17 protein-coding genes are annotated in these 21,948 nt (G+C 72.0%); 9 read left to right on the top strand and 8 right to left on the bottom strand.

Going from position 1 to position 21,948, the window contains the following annotated elements; translation table 11 throughout:
* The first annotated feature begins 3 nt into the window (after window positions 1-3).
* Genes OIE47_RS24915 through OIE47_RS24895 form a run of 5 tightly spaced genes read left to right on the top strand, consistent with a single transcriptional unit; the run spans window position 4 to window position 10,947 of the window.
* Entirely contained in the window at window positions 4-753 is a 750-nt protein-coding gene (locus OIE47_RS24915; protein ID WP_326556940.1) for a DUF6875 domain-containing protein, read from the top strand.
* Entirely contained in the window at window positions 750-4,064 is a 3,315-nt protein-coding gene (locus OIE47_RS24910; protein ID WP_326556939.1) for an amino acid adenylation domain-containing protein, read from the top strand. The genes OIE47_RS24915 and OIE47_RS24910 overlap by 4 nt, the downstream gene beginning before the upstream one ends.
* Window positions 4,061-8,518, top strand: coding sequence for a non-ribosomal peptide synthetase (locus OIE47_RS24905; RefSeq protein ID WP_326556938.1), 4,458 nt, complete (start codon window positions 4,061-4,063; stop codon window positions 8,516-8,518). Before OIE47_RS24910 ends, OIE47_RS24905 begins: the two co-directional genes overlap by 4 nt.
* Window positions 8,511-9,851 (top strand): MFS transporter, encoded by a 1,341-nt coding sequence (locus OIE47_RS24900; protein WP_326556937.1) that lies wholly within the window; start codon window positions 8,511-8,513, stop codon window positions 9,849-9,851. Before OIE47_RS24905 ends, OIE47_RS24900 begins: the two co-directional genes overlap by 8 nt.
* A gap of 43 nt (window positions 9,852-9,894) precedes the next feature.
* Window positions 9,895-10,947 (top strand): methyltransferase, encoded by a 1,053-nt coding sequence (locus tag OIE47_RS24895; protein WP_326556936.1) that lies wholly within the window; start codon window positions 9,895-9,897, stop codon window positions 10,945-10,947.
* On the opposite strand, the gene OIE47_RS24890 is transcribed toward OIE47_RS24895, so the two are convergent.
* Together OIE47_RS24890 and OIE47_RS24885 are read right to left on the bottom strand one after the other, a co-directional pair.
* Window positions 10,948-11,541, bottom strand: a complete 594-nt coding sequence (locus OIE47_RS24890; protein ID WP_326556935.1) for a GNAT family N-acetyltransferase — start codon at window positions 11,539-11,541, stop codon at window positions 10,948-10,950.
* Window positions 11,542-11,585: 44 nt separating this feature from the next.
* The gene (locus tag OIE47_RS24885; RefSeq protein WP_326556934.1) at window positions 11,586-12,089 is read right to left on the bottom strand and encodes a GNAT family N-acetyltransferase; all 504 of its coding nucleotides are present in this window, start codon (window positions 12,087-12,089) and stop codon (window positions 11,586-11,588) included.
* Between the two features lie 58 nt (window positions 12,090-12,147).
* Between OIE47_RS24885 and OIE47_RS24880 the strand changes: the two genes are divergently transcribed.
* Together OIE47_RS24880 and OIE47_RS24875 are read left to right on the top strand one after the other, a co-directional pair.
* A complete protein-coding gene (locus OIE47_RS24880) occupies window positions 12,148-12,669 on the top strand; it encodes a GNAT family N-acetyltransferase (RefSeq protein ID WP_326556933.1) in 522 nt (173 codons plus the stop codon).
* A gap of 30 nt (window positions 12,670-12,699) precedes the next feature.
* Complete coding sequence (locus OIE47_RS24875; RefSeq protein WP_326556932.1) at window positions 12,700-13,407, top strand: class I SAM-dependent methyltransferase; 708 nt, start codon at window positions 12,700-12,702, stop codon at window positions 13,405-13,407.
* Window positions 13,408-13,555: 148 nt separating this feature from the next.
* Here the strand turns inward: OIE47_RS24875 and OIE47_RS24870 are convergent, their stop codons facing one another.
* Window positions 13,556-14,824, bottom strand: a complete 1,269-nt coding sequence (locus tag OIE47_RS24870) for an MFS transporter (RefSeq protein ID WP_326556931.1) — start codon at window positions 14,822-14,824, stop codon at window positions 13,556-13,558.
* A 69-nt stretch (window positions 14,825-14,893) separates the two neighbouring features.
* On the opposite strand from OIE47_RS24870, the gene OIE47_RS24865 reads away from it, so the two are divergent.
* Both OIE47_RS24865 and OIE47_RS24860 read left to right on the top strand, forming a co-directional pair.
* Window positions 14,894-15,421 carry a MarR family winged helix-turn-helix transcriptional regulator gene (locus OIE47_RS24865; RefSeq protein ID WP_326556930.1) on the top strand — a complete coding sequence of 176 codons (528 nt, stop codon included), beginning with the start codon at window positions 14,894-14,896 and terminating at the stop codon, window positions 15,419-15,421.
* Complete coding sequence (locus OIE47_RS24860; protein ID WP_326556929.1) at window positions 15,411-16,010, top strand: YdeI/OmpD-associated family protein; 600 nt, start codon at window positions 15,411-15,413, stop codon at window positions 16,008-16,010. The genes OIE47_RS24865 and OIE47_RS24860 overlap by 11 nt, the downstream gene beginning before the upstream one ends.
* Window positions 16,011-16,072: 62 nt before the next feature.
* Here the strand turns inward: OIE47_RS24860 and OIE47_RS24855 are convergent, their stop codons facing one another.
* The 5 genes from OIE47_RS24855 to OIE47_RS24835 all read right to left on the bottom strand — a co-directional run bounded on the left by OIE47_RS24855 (window position 16,073) and on the right by OIE47_RS24835 (window position 21,830).
* A complete protein-coding gene (locus OIE47_RS24855; protein ID WP_326556928.1) occupies window positions 16,073-16,258 on the bottom strand; it encodes a hypothetical protein in 186 nt (61 codons plus the stop codon).
* A 200-nt stretch (window positions 16,259-16,458) separates the two neighbouring features.
* A complete protein-coding gene (locus tag OIE47_RS24850) occupies window positions 16,459-18,303 on the bottom strand; it encodes a carbohydrate binding domain-containing protein (RefSeq protein ID WP_326556927.1) in 1,845 nt (614 codons plus the stop codon).
* Window positions 18,304-18,533: 230 nt separating this feature from the next.
* A complete protein-coding gene (uvrC, locus tag OIE47_RS24845) occupies window positions 18,534-20,474 on the bottom strand; it encodes an excinuclease ABC subunit UvrC (RefSeq protein ID WP_326556926.1) in 1,941 nt (646 codons plus the stop codon).
* 63 nt (window positions 20,475-20,537) lie between these two features.
* The gene (locus OIE47_RS24840; RefSeq protein WP_326556925.1) at window positions 20,538-21,281 is read right to left on the bottom strand and encodes an MBL fold metallo-hydrolase; all 744 of its coding nucleotides are present in this window, start codon (window positions 21,279-21,281) and stop codon (window positions 20,538-20,540) included.
* A gap of 63 nt (window positions 21,282-21,344) precedes the next feature.
* Window positions 21,345-21,830, bottom strand: a complete 486-nt coding sequence (locus OIE47_RS24835) for a Rieske (2Fe-2S) protein (protein WP_326556924.1) — start codon at window positions 21,828-21,830, stop codon at window positions 21,345-21,347.
* Between the last annotated feature and the right edge of the window lie 118 nt (window positions 21,831-21,948).

Genomic DNA, 21,948 nt, shown 5'->3' with positions numbered 1-21,948 from the left:
AAAGTGCTGATCCATCCCGAACAACCGGCCTGCGTGCTGGTGGAACAGTTCGACCTGACCACCGAGGCGGTCCACCCGCTGCTGGCGGGCGTCGAGGACAAACTCCTCAGCGTGCTCCGGTGGGCCCGCGAGTACCTCTGCCGACCCCATCCGGAGCTGGGACGCAAGGGACCGGTCTGCCCGTTCGCGCAGGCGTCCCTGGACCGGGGCATGTTCTACCTGGCGGTGCACCGGGGCGAGACGGTCGAACCGGGTGCCCTCGACGAGCTGCTGATGACCTACCGCGACTGGTTCCGCCAGCTACCGCCCACCACCGGCCCGGCCGCCCAGTTCAAGACCATCCTGCTGACCCTGCCGGACGTGCCGCAGGCCGAGGCGAACGCCATCGTCGACGCCACCCAGGAACGCCTGAAACCGCAGTACGTCGCCGAGGGCCTGATGATCGGCGAGTTCCACAGTGGTCCGCCGGACAAGGCGGGGCTGTGGAACCTCGACTTCCGGCCGCTGTACAGCCCGGTGCCGCTGCTCGCGATCCGGCACATGGTCTCGTCGGACTTCCCGTTCCTGGCCGACGATCCCGGCTCGGTCGCCACGTACCTGCGCCTGTTCGGCGCCAACACGCCGCCGGCCCTGCGCAGCCGGGTCACCGCCGCGGCGAACGAGTTCGGCCTCCCTGCGCCCCATCCGGCACCGGTGATCCCGCGACCGCCGGTGCCCCAACTGGCCGACCAGCAAGGAGCAGCAGCATCATGAGCGAAGGAAACGGGACGGGTCACACCGGTACCACGCCGAACAAGCGGGCCCTGCTGGCACGCATGCTGACCGAGCGGGCGAACGCCCCCCGCACGTACCCGGTGTCGTTCGGGCAGCAGCGGCTGTGGTTCCTCGACCGGTTCCAGCCCGGCGACCCGGTCTACAACATCCCGGTCGCGTTCCGGCTGCGCGGCCTGATCGACGTCGACGCGCTGCGGGCCGCCCTGGAGCTGATCGTCCGGCGGCACGGCGCCCTGCGTACCACCTTCGCCGACTCGGGCGGCGAACCGGTGCAGGTCGTACGCGCCGACGCCGGCCCGGTGCTGGAGATCACCGACCTGACCGGGGCGTCGGCCGACGACGCCGCACGGCTGCTCTGGCAGGAGGCCCGTCGCCCGTTCGACCTGGCCCACGGACCCCTGTTCCGGGCCCGGCTGGTCCGGACCGCCGACGACGACCACCACCTGTCGCTCTGCCTGCACCACATCGTCTCCGACGCCTGGTCGCTGGGGGTGCTGTTCACCGAGCTGAACACCGCGTACGGGGCCCTGTGCGCCGGGCGGTCGCCACAGCTGCCCGACCTCCCGGCCCAGTACGCCGACTACGCGCTCTGGCAGCGGGAGAAGCTCGCCGGCCCGGCACTGCGGGACCAGCTCGACTACTGGCTGGACCAGTTGCGCGGCGCACCGGCCCTGCTCACCCTCCCCACGGACCGGCCCCGCCCGGCGGCCCAGTCCTACCGGGGCGCGGTGCACTACTGGGACTTCTCCGCCCCGCTGCTGCGCCGGATCCAGGAGTTCAACCAGTCCAGCGGCGCCACCATGTTCATGACCCTGATGGCCGCCTTCACCGCGCTGCTGTCCCGGTCCAGCGGGCAGGACGAGCTGGTCGTCGGCACCCCGGTCGCCGGGCGCAACCACGCCGACCTGGAACCGCTGATCGGCTTCTTCGTCAACACGCTGCCGCTGCGGGTGTCGGTTGCCGGTCTACCGAGCTTCCGGGAGCTGGTCGACCGGGTCCGCGAGGCCACCCTCGGCGGGTTGGCCAACGGCGACGTCCCGTTCGAGAAGCTGGTCGAGGAGTTGGCGCCGGAACGCAGCCTGGGCCACGCCCCGGTCTTCCAGACCCAGCTGATCGTGCAGAACACCCCGCCGGCCATCCTCGCGTTGGGCGAGGTGACCGCCACCTCGCTGCTGGTCGACAGCGGCACCGCCAAGTTCGACCTCTCCCTGGTCGGCGAGATGACCCCGGACGGGGTCATGCACATGGCCGTCGAGTACGACACCGCCCTGTTCGACGCCGACACGGTGGCCCGGCTGGCCCGCCAGCTCACCACCCTGCTCGACGTGGCGCTCGCCGACCCGGACCGGTCGGTGGCGGAGATCCCGCTGCTCGCCGGGGTGGAGCGTTGGCGTTCGGTGGTCGACTGGAACAACACCGCCCGGGGCCTGCCACCGGTCGCCTCGGTGCTGGAGCTGCTGCCGACCGACGACTCGGAGGCGGGCGGGGTTCCGGCGGTCAGCGGCCCGGACGGCGCGGTCGACCCGGCCGAGCTGCACCAGCGGGCGGCCAGGTTGGCGTACGTGCTGCGGGCCCGTGGGGTGGCGCCGGACAGCCCGGTCGGGATCTGCCTCGAACGCGGGGTCGGGATGCTGGTCGGGGTGCTCGGTGCCTGGCAGGCCGGTGCGGGTTACCTGCCGCTGGACCCGAGCCTGCCCGCCGACCGGTTGCGTTACCTGCTCGACGACTCCGGGGCCACGGTGGTGGTGACCCAGCGGTCGGTCCGGGAGAAGCTGGCCGACCTGCTGGCTGACGTACCCGTGGTGATCTGCCTGGACGACGATGCCGCCGAGCTGGCGGCGGCCCCGGCCGACGCGGACCCGGTCCCGGCGCACCCGGACGGGCTCGCCTACCTGATCTACACCTCGGGTTCGACCGGCAGGCCGAAGGGCGTCGCGGTCCCGCACCGGGCGGTGCTGAACCTGGTCGCCTCGTTCCACGACGACCTCGGACTCACCCCGGCCGACCGGTTCGCGGCCGTCACCACCCTCTCCTTCGACATCTCCGTGCTCGAACTGCTGGTCCCGCTGCTCAGCGGCACCCCGCTGACCATCGTGGACACCGCCGTCACCGGTGACGGCACCGCCCTGCGGCAACGGCTGGTCGCGGACGGGATCACCGCGATGCAGGCGACCCCGGCGACCTGGCGGCTGCTCCTGGCCACCGGTGGGGTGCCGGAACGGCTCCGGCTGCGGCTCTGCGGCGGGGAGGCCCTGCCCCGGGACCTCGCGGACGCGCTGATCGCGGACGGGGCGACGCTCTGGAACTGCTACGGCCCGACCGAGACCACGGTCTGGTCGGCCGCGACACCGGTGGCGCCGTCGCCGGCCGCCATCGACCTGGGTACGCCGATCGCCAACACCGAGCTGTACGTGCTGGACCGGATCGGCCAGCCGGTCCCGGTCGGCGTGGTCGGCGAGGTGCACATCGGCGGCCTGGGAGTGGTCCGGGGTTACCCGGGCCGGCCGGGGCTGACCGCGTCCCGGTTCGTCCCGGACCCGTTCACCAATCGGCCGGGCGCCAGGCTCTACGCCACCGGTGACCTGGCCCGGCAGCGCGCCGACGGGCGGCTCGAGTTCCTCGGCCGGACCGACCACCAGGTGAAGATCCGTGGTTTCCGGATCGAGCTGGGGGAAATCGAGGAGCAGTTGCGGGCCCACGACCTGGTCACCGACGCGGTGGTCACCACCTGGGCGGCCGGCTCGGACGACACCCGGCTGGTCGCGTACGTGGTGCCGTCCGCGGCCGGCACCGCGGACCTCTGGTCGGTGCTGCGCCCGTGGCTGGCCACCCGGCTGCCCGGTTACATGGTGCCGGCGACCCTGGTCACCCTGTCCGCGTTGCCGGTCAACGCGAACGGCAAGACCGACCGGGGCGCACTCCCGCAGCCGGACTGGCGGGACGCGGTGACCGTCGAGCGGGTCGCCCCGCGCAACCCGGTCGAGCAGACCCTGGCGGACATCTGGCAGCAGGTGCTGGGGGTGGAGCGGGTCGGCGTACACGACGACTTCTTCCAACTCGGCGGCCACTCCCTGCTCGCCGCGCAGGCGTTGAGCCGGATCGGGACCGCGTTCGAGATGGACGTGCCGATCCGGGTGCTGTTCGAGGCGCCGACCGTGGCCACGATGACCGACGCGCTGGTTGCCCGGGAACCCGTACCGGGGCATGTGGTGACCGTCGCGGAGCTTCGCCGGGACCTGGACGGGATGTCGACCGAGCAGCTCCGCAGCCTGCTGGGTGAGCCGTCGTGACCGAGGTCGACTCCGCCGCCCGCGAGCAGCTCATCCGGGAGCTGCTCGCCCGGCGGGGGGTGACCTCCGCCCGCCGTTCGACCAGCGTCCCGGTACGGGCACCCGGCACCCGGATCCCGCTCTCCCCACTACAGGAGGGGCTCTGGTTCCTCGACCGGCTCGACCCCGGCAACGGCGCGTACGCGCTGTCCGTCGCGGTGACGGTCACCGGCACCCTGGACCCCGCCGCCCTGCGTTCGGCGGTCGACGCCGTCCAGGACCGGCACGAGGCCCTGCGTACGGTGTTCCACCTCGACGACGGCCGGACCGAGCAGGTGGTGCTGGCGCCCGGTGATCCGCGGATCCGGATTCCGATCGAGGTCAACGATCTCCGCGACGAACCGGGTGACCGGGAGGCGCACGCCGACCGGCTCGCCCGCGCCTGCATCGAGACCGGCTTCGACCTGGAACAAGGGCCGCTGGTACGGATCCAGCTGACCCGGATCGAGCCGGACGAGCACCTGCTCGTCCTGAGCCTGCACCACATCATCGCCGACGAGCGGTCGCTGTCGACGGTCTTCGGCGAGGTACTGGACGGGCTGCTCGGCGGCACCACCGCGCCACCGCCTTCGGTGCAGTACCCGGACTACGTGCTCTGGCGGCAGCAGGCGCTCGACGCGGGGCTGACGCAGCGACAGCGGGACTTCTGGGCCGGGCAGCTCGCGGGGGCGTCGGGCGCGTTGGAGTTGCCCACCGACCGGTCGCGTCCGCCGGTGCAGACGTTCGCCGGGGCGACCCACCGGTTCGAGGTGCCGGCGGAACTGACCGGTGCCCTCGACGGGCTGGCCCGGTCCACCGGGTGTACCCGGTTCATGCTGGTCCTGACCGCGTTGCAGGTGCTGCTGCACCGGTGGACCGGCGAGGAGGACATCTGCGTCGGCTCACCGGTCTCCACCCGGTCCACCCCGGAACTGCAGTCCGTGGTCGGGCTGATGGTGAACAGCCTGGCGCTGCGTACCGACCTGTCGGGGGATCCGAGCCTCGGCGACGCGTTGCAGCGGGTACGGCGTACCTGCGTCGACTCGCTCGACCACGCCGACCTTCCGCTGAACCAGGTGGTGGAGCTGGCCGACCTGCCCCGCGACCCGAGTCGCAACCCGCTGTTCCAGGTGATGTGCGTGGTCAACCCCCCGGTCGAGGGGCGGCAGTCGCCGGGACTCGAGGTGCGGCCGGTGGGCTTCGGCCGGGAGACCTCGCGGATGGACCTCACCGTGCTGTTCTACGAGACCCACCCGACCCTGTCCGGGGTGCTCGACTACAACACCGACCTGTTCGACCCCTCGACCATCGGCCGGTTCGCCGACCGGCTGCAACTCGTACTCCGGGCGCTCGTCGGCGACCCGGACCGGCGACTGTCCGAACTGGATCTGCTCGGCCCCGACGACCGGCAGACCCTGACCGGGTGGAACGACACCGGGGACGCGGCGGAACCACCGCACGGGTTGGCGGAGCTGATCCGTGCGCGGGCGGTAGCGGCGCCGGACGCACCGGCGGTGGTCGACGGCGACCGGGTGCTCAGCTACGGCGAACTCGACCGGCGGGCCGACCGGCTGGCCCGGCGGCTGCGCCGCGCCGGGGTGGGCCCGGAGGTCCCGGTCGGACTGGTCCTGCCCGCCGGTACGGCGGCGGTCGTCGGCATCCTCGGCATCCTCCGGGCCGGCGGGGCGTACCTGCCGCTGGATCCGGGTCACCCGCCCGCGCGGCTGCTCGGGCTGCTCGCCGACGCGCAGGCACCGGTGCTCCTGGCCGACCCGGCCGACGCGCACCGCTTCGCCGCCCACCCCGGCCCGGTCCTGTCCGTGGACGACCCCGACGCGGGCGACGACACCACGCCGTTGCCGGTGACCCGGCCGGACCAGCTCGCGTACGTCATCTACACCTCCGGTTCCACCGGTACGCCCAAGGGCGTGATGGTCACCCACCGGACCGCGGTCAACCTGACCCGCGCCTTCGTCGACCTGCACGCGATCGGACCCGGCGACCGGCTGTTGATGCTGCCGCCGCTCAGCTTCGACGCCTCGGTCGGCGACCTGTTCCCGGCCCTGGTCGCCGGGGCGGCCCTGGTCGTGCACCGGCGACCGGCGGAACTGACCGGGCCGGACCTGCTCCGCCTCTGCGCCGAGCGGGGCATCACCCTGGTCGACACCGCCGCCCCGCTCTGGGCCCGGTGGGTGGCGGACCTGGCCGGCGCGGCTCCGCGTACGGACACCGGGTTGCGGGCGCTGATGATCGGCGGCGAGGCGGCCCAGACCGGGGCGGTACGCGGCTGGGCGGAAGCCACCGGCGGCACCGTACGGATCCACAACCACTACGGCCCGACCGAGGCGACCGTCTGCGCCACCACGTACGAGACCGTGGACGCCGCCGAGCTGCCCGGTCTCGGCCAGTTGCCGATCGGGCGCCCGCTGGCCGGGGTCCGGGTGCACCTGCTCGACGCCCGGCTGCGCCCGGTGCCGATCGGCTTCACCGGCGAGGTGTACGTCGGCGGCACCGCACCGGCCCGTGGTTACCTCGGCGCGCCGGGGCTCACCGCGCTGCGTTTTGTCGCCGACCCGTACGGGCCCCCTGGTGCGCGGCTCTACCGGACCGGTGACCTGGCCCGGCACCGGCCGGACGGGACGCTGGAGTTCCTCGGCCGCACCGACCGGCAGGTGAAGATCCGTGGGCACCGGATCGACCTGGGCGAGGTGGAGGTCGCCTGCGCGGCGCAACCGGGGGTGGCGCGGGCGGCGGTGACGGTCCGCGACGACGGGACCGGGCCGCGCCTGGTCGCGTACCTGGTGCCGGCGGGCGTGCCGGCGCCGACGACGGCCGTGATCCGGGCCGGGTTGCGGGAACGGCTGCCCGACTACCTGGTGCCCGCGCACGTGGTGTTCCTGCCCGAGCTGCCGCTGAACTCGCACGGCAAACTCGACCTGGCGGCCCTGCCCGCCCCGGCCGACCAGCCGCTCGACGATGACCACGTGCCGCCCCGGACCCCGACCGAACGCGCCCTCGCCGGCATCTGGGCCGGGCTGCTCGACCGGAACCGGGTCGGCGCCCGGGACAACTTCTTCGACCTCGGTGGACACTCGCTGCTCGCCGGCCCCCTGGCCGCCCGGATCACCGCCGACCTCGGCGTGGACCTACCGCTGCGGGCACTGTTCGAAACCGCCGACCTGGCCGGTCTCGCCGAGCGGATCGACCGGGCCCGCGCCGGGCACGCCGGCCACCGGCTCGACCCCGATCGGGTACGCCGAGACGCCGTCCTCCCCGACGACGTCGCCGACCGCCTGCCGGGAGGACAACCGGCGGCGGTACCGGAGACGGTCCTGGTCACCGGGGCCACCGGATTCCTCGGCGCGCACCTGCTCGCGGACTGGCTCGACCACAGCCGGGCGGAGCTGCACTGTCTGGTCCGGGCCGGCACCCCACAGGCCGCCACCGACCGGGTACGCGACAACCTGCTCCGCTACGGCCTCTGGCGCGACGAGTACCACGGTCGTCTGGTCGGCGTACCGGGGGATCTCGGTGAACCGGGGCTCGGGCTGGACCGGGGGGACTTCGACGCCCTGGCCGACCGTACCGACCTGGTCCTGCACAACGGTGGGCTGGTCAACTTCCTGATGCCGTACGAGCGGCTCCGGCCGGCGAACGTGAACGGCACCCTGGAGGTGCTCCGGCTGGCCGCCGCCGGGCGCCCGACCGCCGTGCAGCTCGTCTCGACCCTCGGGGTGTTCCTCACCCCGGACCGGGTCGGTGGGGTGGTCGACGAGCGGGACGCACCGGACGACTGCACCGGGCTCGGCGACGGTTACAACTCCACCAAGTGGGCGGCGGACGCGCTGGTCCGGGCGGCGCGGGCGCGTGGACTGTCGGTGAGCGTGCACCGGCCGGCCAGGATCACCGGCCACGCCGGGACCGGGGTCGGCAACGCCGACGACTACTTCAGCCGGTTGTTGAAGACGTTCGTGCAGCTCGGCGCGGTGCCGGAGATCCCCGACGACCACGCCGACCTGGCCCCGGTCGACTACGTGGGGCGGGCGATCGGGCACCTGTCCCGGCAGCCGGGCAGCCGGAACGACGACTTCCACTACTACAACAACCACACCATCTCCTTCGCCGACCTGGCCGGTGCGCTGAGCGGTTTCGGCTACCCGGTCGACCTGGTGCCGTACGACCGGTGGCGGGCCGCTCTGCTGGCCCGGCCGGACGTGGCCCTGGCACCGTTCACCCCGCTCTTCGGCGAGCAGGCGCCCCGGCGTACCCAGCCGAATTTCGACTGCACCCGGACCGAGACGGCGCTGGCGCCGGCCGGCATCACCTGCCCGCCCGCGGACCCGGCGCTGGTCCACACCTACCTGGCCTGGTACGTCCGCACCGGGTTCCTCGCCCCGCCGCCAGGCTCCACCGATTCCGGGAGTACGCATGGCTGAACGAGTCCGCGCCCGCCTGCTGATCGCGGTCTGGGTCGGTCAGCTCGTCTCCCTGGTCGGCTCCAGCCTGACCGGTTTCGTGCTCGGCGTCTGGGTGTACCAGCAGACCGGCTCGGTCACCCAGTTCTCGCTGATCTTCCTGGCCAGCAGCCTGCCGGCGGTCCTGGTCGCCCCGTTCGCCGGGGTGATCGCCGACCGGTTCGACCGCCGCAGGGTGATGCTGCTCAGCGACCTCGGCGCGGCGATCGGCACGGCCGCGCTCGCCCTGCTGGTGGCGACCGACAGTCTCGAGGTCTGGCACATCTACCTGGCCAGCGCACTCAGCGCCGCCTCGTCCACCGTGCACCAGGTCAGCTACCAGGCGATGACACCGGCCCTGGTCGGCAAGGCGCACCTGGCCCGGTTCAACGGGCTGATGCAGGTGACCAGGGCGGCCCAGATCGCCGCCCCGCTGATCGCCGGGGTCCTGGTGGTGAGCATCGGAATCGACGGGGTCCTCACCATCGACCTGGTCACCTTCGCGGTCGCGTCGCTGACCCTGCTGCTGGTCCGGCTGCCGGTCGAGGCGACCCGCCCGGCCGCCGAACGTACCCGCGAACCGGTGCTGCGGGAGGCCGCCGCCGGCTGGCACTACCTGCGCGCCCACACGGGGTTGTGGCAGCTCATGGTGCTCTTCGGGGCGTACAACTTCCTGTTCGGGTTCGCCGGTGTGCTGGTCCAGCCGCTGATCCTGTCGTTCGCCTCGCCGGACACCCTCGGGGTGCTGATGTTCGCCGGTGGCGCCGGACTCTTCGCCGGGAGCCTGGTGATGACCGCCTGGGGCGGACCGACCCGGCGGATCCACGCCGTCTTCGGCGGGCTGGCCCTCGGCGGGGTCGCCCTGGTGCTGCACTCGCTGAGCCCGTCGGCCTGGCTGATCGCCGTGGTGGCGCCGCTGTTCCTGTTCACCCTGCCGATCGTGAACAGCTCCACCATGACCCTGATCCAGACCAAGACCGAGCCGAAGGTCCTGGGCCGGGTGCTCGCCGCCGCGCGGGTCGTCGGTGACGCCAGCATCCCGGTGTCGTACCTGCTCGCCGGTCCCCTGGCCGACCAGGTCTTCGAACCCCTGATGCGCCCCGACGGTGCGCTGGCCGGCAGCGTCGGCACGATCGTCGGCACCGGCGACGGCCGGGGAACCGCCCTGGTCTTCGCGGTGGTCGGCACCCTCATGGTGCTGCTGGTGGCGTTCGCCTGGTCCCGCCGCTCACTGCGGGACGTCGACGACCTGCCCGACGCCCTGGAGCCGGCCGCTCCGGCACCGACCGCCACGGCCGAGCCCGTACGCGGCTGACTCCCTCCCCCGTCGTAGCCCACCGAGTACAAGGAGAAACAGCATGCCGGTGCCGTTGCCGCCCGAGGTCGCCCGCGCGTTCATGGAGACCGACGAAGCCCCCTCGGCCCACCTCGACATGCTGAACGCGATCTCGTTCCGTACCGCCGGAGCCGGTCTGCGGCTCGGGGTCTTCGAGGAACTGGCCAACGGGCCGCTACCGGTCGCGTCACTGGCCGAACGGATCGGCGCGGACCCGCTCGGGCTGCGCCTGCTGCTCGACGCCCTGGTCGGGTTCGGCTACCTGGTCCAGCCCGGCGACGCGTACGCGAACAGCGAGAACACCAGCCGCTGGCTGCTGCGGTCCACCCCGGACAGTTTCGCCCCGGTACTGTCGTTCTGGACGACCGTGGTGACCGAACTCTGGGGCGACCTGGAGACCTCGGTCCGCCAGGGCGGGCCGACCGGTGACTTCTACGCCTGGCTGGAGCGGCGCCCGGAGACGCTGGCCGACTTCCAGACCATGCTCCGCCGGCTCGCCGGTTGGCTGTCCGAAGAGGTCATCACCCTGGTCCCCGCTCCCCCGTCCGGTGGTCGACTGCTGGACCTCGGTGGCGGGCACGCCGGCTACACCGCCGCGTTCTGCCAGGCGTACCCGGAACTGCGCGCCACGGTGGTGGACCTGCCCGGCGCCCTGTCCCAGGGCCGGGCGGTGGTCGAGTCCGCCGGGCTCACCGACCGGGTCGAGCTGCGACCCGGCGACCTGCTCACCGCCGACCTCGGCGCCGGCTACGACCTGGTCCTGCTCTTCAACATCGTCCACGGGTACGACGACAGCCAGGTCGCCGCACTGCTCGACCGGGTCGCCGCAGCGCTCAACCCCGGTGGCCGGGTGGTCCTGCTGGAGCCGCTCGCCGAGGTCCCCGAGCGCCCGCCGGGCGTCGCCGACGCGTTCGTACGCGCCTTCAGCCTCAACCTGTTCCACACCCAGGGGGGCAGGGCGTACGCCTTCGACGAACTGGCGAAGCTGCTCACCGCGGCCGGTTTCGGCGAACCGGAGGAGCGGATGCTGACCCGCTCCGACGCCGACCACCTCGTCATCGCCACCCGTACCTGATCAGTTTTGGACGGTCCGGTGCGCGGGCCACTCGTCGGCGAGCATCGCGAAGTCGAGTTCGCTGCTCCACTCGCCCTTGAAAAACTCGTTCTGTACGAGTCGCGCCTCCTGGCGCATCCCCAACCGTCGGGCGACCCGGGCCGATGGTTCGTTGCGTTCGTCGACCCGGGCGACGATGCGGTGCAGGCCGAGGTCGTCGAAGCCCAGGCGCAGCAGTGCGTACGCCGCCTCGGTGGCGTAACCGTGGCCGGCGTGGTCGGGGTGCAGGACGTACCCGATCTCGCCGCCACCGTGCTCTCGGCTGTGCCAGAAGAGCACCGCGTCGCCGATGAGTTGATTGGTGCCGGCCAGTTCGATGCCGAGGGTGAGTGCCTGGCCCTCGTGGGTGAGCCCGTGGTTCGCCCAGACCGAGGCGAGCCGGTCGTTGATCACCTCGCGGGTCATCGGCTCGAACGGCACGTAACGGCAGACGTCGGGCAGGCTCCGGTACGCGAGCAGCGCGTCAACGTCGCTCGTGGTGAGCGGACGCAGCAACAATCGTGGGGTGCGGACGGGATAGGCGGGGTGCAGGGCGGACTGCGAGGGGGTCGGCACCCAGCCATCCTGCCAGTTCACGGTTGAGCCGGCCTGCGTCCGCGTCAGGCGGTCGACGTCCGGTCAGCGCTCGGCGGCGGGGCCAGGGTGAGGCGCACGATCACCTCGCCGCTGGCGTCCAGGTCACCGGAGGGCTCGAAGCCGAGTCGTCGGTAGAAGCCGGCCGGGCCGCCGTCCTCCGGGACGTAGCTGGTCAGCAGTTCGGTGGCGCCCTCGGCCCGTACCAGGTCCGCGACCTGCCGGACCACCTCACGCCCGTAGCCGAGGCCCTGGTGTCGCTCGTCGATGAGCAGCTTCCACAGGAACCACGGTCCGATGATCTCCGGCGGTTGCGGCTCCGCGTCCCAGCTCAGCATCACGAAGCCGACTGGTTCGGCACCCGCGTACACCGCCCGGTACCAGGGCTTCGCGTACGGGTACTCCGCCGCCTCCGCCAGCGCTTCCCGTACGGTCCCGACGAACCGTCCCTGCCCCGGTCCGACCCGCAACGCGAGTACGGCGTCGCGGTTCTGCGCGGTCAACTCGTCCAGCGTCACATTCAGTGCCACGCGGCGCAGCCTACCGGTGGGGCCGCCGAGCACCGGGCCGGTCTGAGATCATCTTTGGATGATCACCACCCGGCTGCTCCAGCTCGACGATGTTCCGGTCCTGGCCGAACTGGCGCGGGTCAACCGTGACTTCCTCGCCCCGTGGGAGCCGGTCCGGGACGAGAACTACTTCACGGTCGAGGGCCACCGGGTTGTTGTCGAGACCGCGCTCGAACAACATCAGCGAGGCACCGGGCACCCGCACGTGATCCTCGACTCGGGACGGGTGGTCGGCCGGATCAACCTCCAGACGATCGTGCGTGGCCCGTTCCAGTCGTGCAGCCTCGGCTACTGGGTGAACGCCGACGACAACGGTCGGGGCGTCGCGAGCGCCGCCGTACGCGCCATCATCGCGGTGGCGTTCGAGGAGTTGGGGCTGCACCGGATCGAGGCCTCCGTCCTGCTGCACAACGCCGCCTCTCAGCGCGTGCTGGAGCGCAGTGGATTCGTCCGCTTCGGCGTCGCCCCGAACTACCTGAAGATCGCCGGACAGTGGCAGGACCACGCGATCTACCAGTTGCTGACTTCCTCCCCCGCCTGATCCTCGACAGGTTCTGGCAGCATTTCGCTGATGCCGACCGAACGGACCAGCTACGGGGCCGGGCCTGGGCCGATCACTCCTGATGGCTGCGCCGTCGACGTCTACGCTCAACTGCCGCCGAACGGTGAACCCGAAATCATTCACCGCGCGGTACCGCCCGGTGCGCGGATCCTGGAACTCGGCTGCGGAACCGGACGGCTGAGCAACCCGCTCGCCGAACTCGGCCACCGGGTGGTTGGTGTTGACGAGTCGGCAACCATGCTCGCTCACCTCCGTGGTGTCGAGCCAGTGGCGGCCCGGATCGAAGATCTGCGACTGAACGAGCAGTTCGACGTCGTCCTGCTGGCCAGCCACTTGATCAATACTGCGAGCGACGAGCAACGTCGACTGTTCCTGCGAACCTGTCGGCGCCACCTCGGACCGGGTGGCCAACTGGTGGCGCAGTGGCACCCGCCGGAATGGTTCGACAGCCTTCGGGTCGGGACCAGCCGCGAGGGCGTTCTCGGCCCCGTCGTCGGCTGCCTGGACGTCCTGGACATGGCCGACGGGCTGCTCACCGCCGAGACCTCGTACCAGATCCGCGAAGACGTGTGGATCCAGCGGTTCACCGCACGCCGGCTCACCGACCGCCAGCTCACCGAGGAACTCAGCAGCGCCGGCCTCGATCAGCACCAGTGGCTCGACGACGGCCGCCAGTGGTTCACCGCAAGGCGCCTCCCGCCGGTGGTCGGTGCTTGATCGCCGGCTGCTGAGCCCTGTCCTGGACGGCGCGTTACAGGTCTGAACAGCCGTGGATCAAGACGGTACGTGGACCGGCGGTGACTTCGTCAGGTCGTACATACCCAGGCGCGTACGTACATCGAATTTGATGTAAGACCTCGACGCGTCATACGCCTCCGGCGGTCGCTGACCGAGGTCGTTGGTCAGCCGGGACCGCTTCGGTTGGCGCGCTGACCGCGTGGGCGGGTGGGGTGCCGATGCGGCGTACGCCGGGGACGGCGGCGGTGCCGAGGCAGGCGAGCGCGACGATGACAGCAGCGGCGAGCAGGGGCGTCTTCGCCGACCCGAGGCTCGCTCCCAGGGGGGCGAGGGCGTAACCGATCGGTGTGGCGGCCAGCGAGAGCAGCCAGTCGTAGGAGGTGACGCGGGCCAGGGCGTGCGGCGGAATCTCGGTCTGGACAACCGTCTCCCAGACCGGGTTGAGGAAGCCGAGCGCGGTCAGCGCGAGGCCGTACGAAACGATCACGGCTGGGGCGGGCGCGGCGACCCCGAGCAGCACCAGCGGGACCGCGTACGTCGCCAGGCCGAGGTTTCCCACCAGGATCGGCCGGCGCAGGCGGGCGCGTCCGGCCAGTAGCGAGCCGAGCAGCAGCCCGACCGCTCCGGCCTGGAGCATCAGCACCCAGACACCCTCGCCGCCGAGTCGGTCGACCGCCACCGCAGGGCCGAGGGTGACCAGGACCGCGGCACCGCCGTTCCATGCCGCGTGGGCGAGCAGGCTGGTCCAGTACCAGTCGCGGGTGCGTACCTCGGTCCAGCCCTCCACCAGGTCGGCGCGGAGTGACCGGCGTTCGATCGGGGTGCGGCGTACCCGGATGATCGCCAGCATCGCGGCGCTGGCGGCGAACGACGCGCCGTCGAGGATGAACGCCCAGCCCGGTCCGGCGGTCCAGATCAGCAGCCCGGCGAGCGCCGGCCCGCCGAGACGGGTGGCGCTGGAGGCGACTCCCATCAGGGCGTTGGCCTGCTGCCGGGCGGGACCGTCGACGGTGCCGGCGACCAGCGGTGAGGCGGTCGGCATGGCGAACGCGGACGCGGCGCCGGTGACCGCCGAGGCGGCGGCGACGTGGGTCAGCGTCGGGTCCGCGCCGAGCAGTTCGACGCCGACGAAGACCTGGGCGGCGCCACGGATCAGGTCGGTGACGAGCGCGACCCGGCGGGCGTCGAACCGGTCGGCGACCACGCCGCCGAGCGGCAGGAACAGCAGCTTGGGGACCAGGGCGCAGCCGAGGACGAGGGCCAGCGCCGAGGTCGAGCCGGTGACCCGGAGTACGGCGAGCGCGAGCGCCGCGGGCACGACGGCGTCGCCGAGCGCGGAGAGCGTACGGCCGACGAAGAGCAGCCGGAAGGCACGGAGCCGGAGGGGATGGTCCATGGACCAGAATTTAGTTCGATGTCGAACCTTTCGTCAACGAATAATTCGACGGTGACGTAGAGTAGTGCTGTGGAGCAGCGCGACGGGACCGACGACCATGTGGACCGGTGGCTACCGGTCCTGCCCGGCCTCGATCCGGACGTCGAGGGTGTGGTCACCCGCGCGGCGCGGTTGGCCCGGCACCTGCTCCGGATGAAGGAGCGTTACCTGGTCGCCTTCGACTTCCAGCGGCACGAGTTCGACACCCTGCACGTGCTCGCCGGCCGCCGGGGCCGGGCCACCCCCACCGAACTCGCCGCCGACCTCGACATGGCACCGCCCTCGGTGACCGCCCGCCTCGACGCGCTGGAGCGACGCGGTTTCGTCCGCCGCATCCCGTCCACCACCGACCGCCGCCGGGTCGACATCGAACTCACCGAAGCCGGCAACGCCGCCTGGCTCGAAGCGATGGAGGTGCTCGGCCACGAGGACCACCGGCTGCTCGACGCCCTCGACCCGGCCGAGCGCCGGACCCTGGCGGACCTGCTGCGCCGAGTCATGATCGTCGCCGAACAACCTCACCCGACCCCTGACCGAGGAGCCGACCATGAGCGCTGACCAGCCCGAACTGACCGTCGCCGACCAGGACGCGTGGCGGGAATGGCTCGACGCGCACCACGGCGACTCGGACGGGGTCTGGCTGCTGCTGGCCAAGCAGGGCAGCACCGACCCCACCAGCCTCACCTACGCCCAGGCGCTGGAGGAGGCGCTCTGCCACGGCTGGATCGACAGCCAGGCACGCAGCCGCGACGAGACCACGTACCGGCAGCGCTTCACTCCGCGCCGGTCGACCAGCCCCTGGTCGGCCCGGAACGTCACCCTCGTCGCCGACCTAATCGCGACGGGCCGGATGCGTCCGGGCGGACACGCCGAGATCGAGCGGGCCAAGGCCGACGGTCGCTGGGACGCCGCGTACGCCGGACCGGCCACCGCCGAGGTCCCGGCCGACCTGGCCGCCGCGCTGGACGCCGAGCCCCGGGCGCGGGCGATGTTCGACATCCTCACCAAGCAGAACCGGTTCTCCGTGATCTACCGGGTCGACAGCGCCAAACGGGCCGAGACGCGGGCTCGCCGGATCGCCCAGTTCGTCGAGATGCTCGCCCGTGGCGAAACGGTCTACCCGCAGAAACGCCGCCTCGAAGACTGAACGCGGCGCCGGAAGCCGGCCGGCACCGCGGAGTGGGCCTCGACGCCGGGCGTGGGCCGCCGTCAGCGGGAGCCGGTGCGCGAGCGCAGCCAACCGAGTCCGAGCCCGAGCACCACTATCACCGCGGCACCGACTGCCCAGCCCACGATCCCGGCCCACAGCGGCCCGTCGTTGGCGGCCACCAGGACCAGGGACACCGGCAGGAGTGCGATCGCCGCCGCGATCGTCGGTCGCTTGAAGTCATCCATGAGCTTCTCCTGCCCCGTCGACCTCGTCACCAACCGCACCGGCACGGCGGCCGATGCCGGCCCAGCCACAGAGGAGCGCCGGCACGGCCGGATCGGCCGGTCGCCGCGCAGGCGACCGGCCTACCGCCGGACCGTACTATCCGACCCTCCGGTCCCGCGTACGGGTCATCCCACGGTCGATCCGTACGCGGGCCGGCCGGTCACGGTCGAAGCTGGGTGCTGAACACCCGGGCGGCGACGGAGGTGCCGGTGGCGATACCGGCGTCCGCGTCCCACTGGTAGTGCACGCCGAGATAGATCCGGCTCCGCGCGTTCTCCTGTGCCGCCTGGGTGAAGGTGGCGAACGAGCGTCGGACCCCGATCGCGCTCGGGTCCTCCGTGGTGCCGGTGAACGGGATCGCGTCCGTGCCGAAGTAGGCCCGCATCACCCCGGCCCACGCCCCGGCGAAGGTGGCGTGCCCGGAGATGTACGCCGGGAAGGCCGGGGAGAACGAGACCCCGTTCGGGCGCTGCGACAGCGGTTTCCAGCCCGGCTCGATCTCCTGGATCGCGGTCTCCGGTCGCCACAGGTCGATCCCGGTCTCGTACTTGGCGTCCCAGGCGGCGATGGCCGCGTCCGCCATGGCCAGCGAGACCAGCCCGAACAGCCGCGCGTTCCCGAGTATGCCGAGCCCCCGCGGCTCGGCCACGATGCGGGTGTGCGCGTACAACTGCCCCGGCGGCTTGTACGTGCCGGGTACGTCATTGGCCCAGAAGAACGCGATCTGCGTCTGGTCGGCGGTCCGCTCGGTACTCTGCCGCCCGCCGAGCCGCCGGACCTCGTCCACCCGGTCCAGGTACTCCTGCTTGCCCAGCAGGTCGGCGTAGTTGGCCGCACCGGCCGGCGGACCCGGGCGGAACTGGTTGCTCCGGGTCATCGCGAACGGGGTGACCCGACCCCAGTTCGGGGTGACCGCCGACGTGCCGGGCTCGGTCGGCCGCCACGAGCCCCGCACCCCGTCCAGCGTGTACGGCGTGTTGACACCCGAGCCGTCTCCTGCGCGGGCCTGGAGGATCGCGGTGGCGGCCTGGGCACCGACCGAGGTGCCACGGGCGACCTCGGATCCGTTGACCCCGGCCGGGAGCTGCGCGTTGGCCTGGGTCAACGCGGCGTCGAACCGGGCCGGATCCACACCCGGGTGGGCGTTGTTGGCGAACAGCGCGACCAGGGTGTCGCGTGCCGCCTGGTTGATCGCCGCCTCCAGCGAGGGGGCGACCACGTCGTCCAGGGTGCCCGGATAGTGCACCGGAACCCGTGCCCGGTACGGCTGCCCGGTGCCGGTCACCGAAACCGCCGCGTCCCACATCGCCGCGTGCATGATGGCGCCGATCCGGGAACCGCTGGTCGGAGGTACACCGTCGCGGGCGACCCGGTACGCCGCGAGGAGTTGGTCGTTCCAGAAGAGCACCGGGTCGGTCGCCGCGTCGGCGGGCAGCGGGGTGAGGCTGATGTTGTCCAGCCGTACGGTCGAGGCCACGCTGTCGCCGAGGTGGAAGAAGAGCACCGCCTGCGCGTCGGCGAACGGGGAGGTGAAGTCGAAGGTGAAACGGGTCATCGCGCTGCCCAGCGTGATGTTCCGGTCGAACGCCGAGGTGAACGGGGTGTTCGCCCGGGACACCGACACCCGCAGGGTGCGGCCGACGTCGGTGTTCGCGTCGAACTGCAACCGGTAGCGACGCCCGGCCTCGACCCCGAACTCGAAGTGGCCGACCAGGTCGTCCCAGGTGTTCGGCCGCTCGCCGAGGGTCCTGATCCGCAACTGTCCGGCCTGGACGTCGGTCCTGGTCTCGCTGAGCCGGGTCCACCAGGGCTGGGTACTGCCGTTGTCGAAGGTCCCGTTGATGATCAGGTTGCCGTTCGCCGGCGCGGCCGAGGCCGGTTGCGGCCCCACCGCCACGACCAGCGGGGTGGCCGCGACCACCGTCGCGAGCAACGCTCGTAGCAGGCCACCGAAACGGTGGCGGATGACAGGTCGGCGAATGGGTACGCCGATCGGTTGGTCCATGCCTGGCCCTTTCCACAGTGCTGAAGGCGACACGACGCGTACCACCCGACGTCCGACGGCAGTGGCGGACGGGTGGTCGCGGGAATCCGGCAACCACCTAGGGTGCCGTGGTGCCCACTGTGGGTGTCGATCCCTAAGCAAACCTTGTGGACATCTGGAATCGGCAGGTCAGCGCGCAGATGCCACAGCGCCGCCGGGCTTCGGCCCAGCGGCGCCGCGTCCGGCTCAGGCTAGGCGGGCGGGGCCGCGGCCCGGTCCGGGTTGAGGGCGGAGATGATCGCCTCGGCGGTACGGCGGCCGATGCCGGGCACCTCCACGATCTCGTCCACCTCGGCGGCGGCGAGCCGCTTGACCGAACCGAAGTGCCGCAGCAGAGCCTTGCGGCGTACCTCACCGAGGCCGGGGACGTTGTCCAGGCCGGAGACGGTCATCCGCTTCGACCGCCGTTCCCGGTGGAAGGTGATGGCGAACCGGTGCGCCTCGTCCCGTACGCGTTGCAGCAGGTAGAGCCCCTCCGACGTACGCGGCAGGATGACCGGGAACTCGTCGTCGGGCAGCCACACCTCCTCCAGCCGCTTGGCCAGGCTGCAGAGCGCGATGTCGTCGATGCCCAACTCGGCCAGTGCCGCCGACGCCGCCGCCACCTGGGGCTGACCACCGTCGACCACCACCAACTGCGGCGGGTACGCGAACTTGCGCGGGCGCCCGGTGGTCGGGTCGATGCCCGGCCGGTCCGGGTCGGTGGTGGTCTCCTCGCCCAGCTCACCGGTTTCCGCCCGGGTCTCCAGGTAGCGGGCGAACCGTCGGCGCAGCACCTCGGACATGGCGGAGAGGTCGTCGGTGGCGCCGCGCACGATGAACCGGCGGTATTCGCTCTTGCGCGGCAGCCCGTCCTCGAAGACGACCATGCTGGCGACCACGTCGGTGCCCTGGATCTGGGAGATGTCGTAACACTCGATCCGCAGCGGTGACGTACGCAGTCCGAGCGACTCGGTGATCTCGTCGAGGGCCTTGCTCCGGGTGGTCAGGTCACCGGAGCGGCGCAGCTTGTGCCGGGTCAACGCCTCACCGGCGTTACGCCCGACCGTCTCCAGCAGCGACCGCTTGTCGCCGCGCTGCGGCACCCGCAGGCTGACCCGGCTCCCCCGCTTGTCGGAGAGCCAGTCGGCGAGCGCGTCCGCGTCCGGCGGGAGGGCCGGCACCAGCAGCTCGCGGGGCACGTCGGACTCCCCCTGCTCACCGCCGTAGACCTGGGTGCAGAAGTGGTGCACCAGGTCGCCGGTGGTCAGGTCCTCGACCTTCTCCACCACCCAGCCACGCTGGCCGCGTACCCGGCCGTCGCGGACGTGGAAGACCTGGACCGCCGCCTCCAGGGGGTCCTCGGAGAACGCGACCACGTCGGCGTCGGTGCCGTCGCCGAGCACCACGGTCTGCTTCTCCATCGCCCGGCGCAGGGCGGCGACGTCGTCGCGCAGCCGCGCGGCCAGCTCGAACTCGAGCTGCTCGCTGGCGTCGAGCATCTCCCGTTCGAGCCGGCGGACCATGCCGTCGGTCTTGCCGGCCATGAAGTCGCAGAAGTTGTCCACGATCTGCCGGTGCTCGTCGGCGGAGACCCGGCCGACGCAGGGCGCGGAGCATTTGCCGATGTCGCCGAGCAGGCACGGCCGCCCGATCTGCCCGGCCCGTTTGAACACCCCGGAGGAACACGTACGCGACGGGAAGACGCGCAGCAGCAGGTCGAGCGTCTCGCGGATCGCCCAGGCGTGCGAGTACGGGCCGAAGTAGCGCACCCCCTTGCGCTTGGCCCCCCGCATCACCTGCAACCTCGGGTACTCCTCGTCCAGCGTCACCGCCAGGTACGGGTACGACTTGTCGTCCCGGTAGCGGACGTTGAACCGGGGGTCGTACTGCTTGATCCAGGAGTATTCGAGCTGGAGCGCCTCGACCTCGGTGCCGACGGTGACCCAGTCCACCGAGGCGGCGGTGGTGACCATCTGCTGGGTGCGCTGGTGCAGGTTCCAGGTGTCGCCGAAGTAGGAGTTGAGCCGGCTGCGCAGGTTCTTCGCCTTGCCGACGTAGATCACCCGGCCGGTCGGGTCGCGGAAGCGGTAAACCCCCGGAGCCTCCGGGATCGTGCCCGGGGCGGGACGGTAGGTCGAGGGGTCAGCCACGTCAGCAAGCCTAGTCCGCACCCCTGTCATTCCCGGCCGAGCCCGTCCGGGCCGGGACGGGGGTCACCCGAGATCCACGACCAGGCCGGGCACGGCGGCGGCAACCTCCCCGGCGTACGCGTCACCGGCCGCGACCTGGGCGGCGGTCCGGTCGGTGCCGGGCCAGAAGTGGGTCAGCAGGAGCATCCCGACGCCCGCCTCGGCCGCCTGCCGTCCGGCGTGGCGGGCGCTGGTCAGGTCGCGTACGGAGTCCTGCGGCACCTCGTCGACGTGACTCGCCTCGGCCACCAGCAGGTCGGCATCGCGGGCCAACTCCACCACCTCCGGACTCGGCCCGGTGTCACCCGTGTACGCGAGCACCCGCCCGCCGGCGGTCAGGCGTACCCCGGCGTTCGGCACCCAGTGCGGCAGCAGCCGCGTCCGCGCCTCGTACGGGCCGATCCGCAGCCGGTCACCGGCGGTGAACTCGTGCAGCACGTACGCGTCGTCCAGCATGCCGGGCCGGTCCAGGGCGAGCACCGGGTCGAGGGCGCCGGGCAGGGCGTACACGGGAAGGGGTGGGGGTTTGTCGGCCCGGAGATGGCGGGCGCGCAGCAGCGGGTTGAGGTCGGCGCAGTGGTCCGGGTGGCCGTGCGTGACGAAAACCGCGTCGACCTGCTCGGGGCCGATCCGCTCCAGCAGGCGCGGCAGGGTCGCGTACCCGAGGTCGAGCAGGAGGCGGAACCCGTCGTGTTCGACCAGGTAACCGCTGCACGCCTGCCCCGGCTCCGGCCACGCGCCGCACGCCCCGAGTACGGTCAGCCGCATCCCCGGATCCTAAGCCGGACCCGGGCCTGGCGCGGGGTTCTCCGCGCCAGGCCGGCCCGTGGATCAGGCGAGGGTGATGTTCTCGCCGTCGACCTTGACGTCCTTGGCCCCCAGCGGCCGGGTGGCCGGTCCGTTCTTCACCGAACCGTCCGTGATCGAGAACTTGCTACCGTGGCAGGAGCAGTTGATCGTGCCCCCGTCGACGTTGGTCACCGGGCAGTTCTGGTGGGTGCAGATCGCGCTGAACGCCTTGAACTCGCCCTTGGTCGGCTGGGTCACCACGACGTCCTTGGCCGCGAAGATCAACCCGCCACCGACCGGCACCTCGGCGGTCTTGGTCAGGACGTCCGCGCCGCCGGTGTTGTCCCCACCGGCGTTGGGGTCGCCCGCCGGGTCGCTCCCGGCGGGCGCGCCCGCGTCGTTGGAACCGTCGGTGGAGTTGTCGGTGCCGCAGGCGGCGAGTACCACGGTCGCGCCGACGGCGCTCGCACCCAACAGCAGGGCGCGGCGGGTCTGCACCTGACCGGTCACGATCTGGTCGTCACTCATGCCTAGCCTTTCCTCTCGACTGTGGCGGCCGCGCCCGGACTGGTACTGCGGCCACGACAGTAGACACGCAAGATCGCCGGCAATGGTTCAGTTGGGCACGAATCAGACCGCGGACGCG

This window comes from Micromonospora sp. NBC_01796 (assembly GCF_035917455.1).
Lineage (GTDB): Bacteria > Actinomycetota > Actinomycetes > Mycobacteriales > Micromonosporaceae > Micromonospora_G.
The sequence above is the reverse complement of the archived record's forward strand: the minus strand, read 5'-3'. Positions and strand labels throughout refer to the sequence as shown.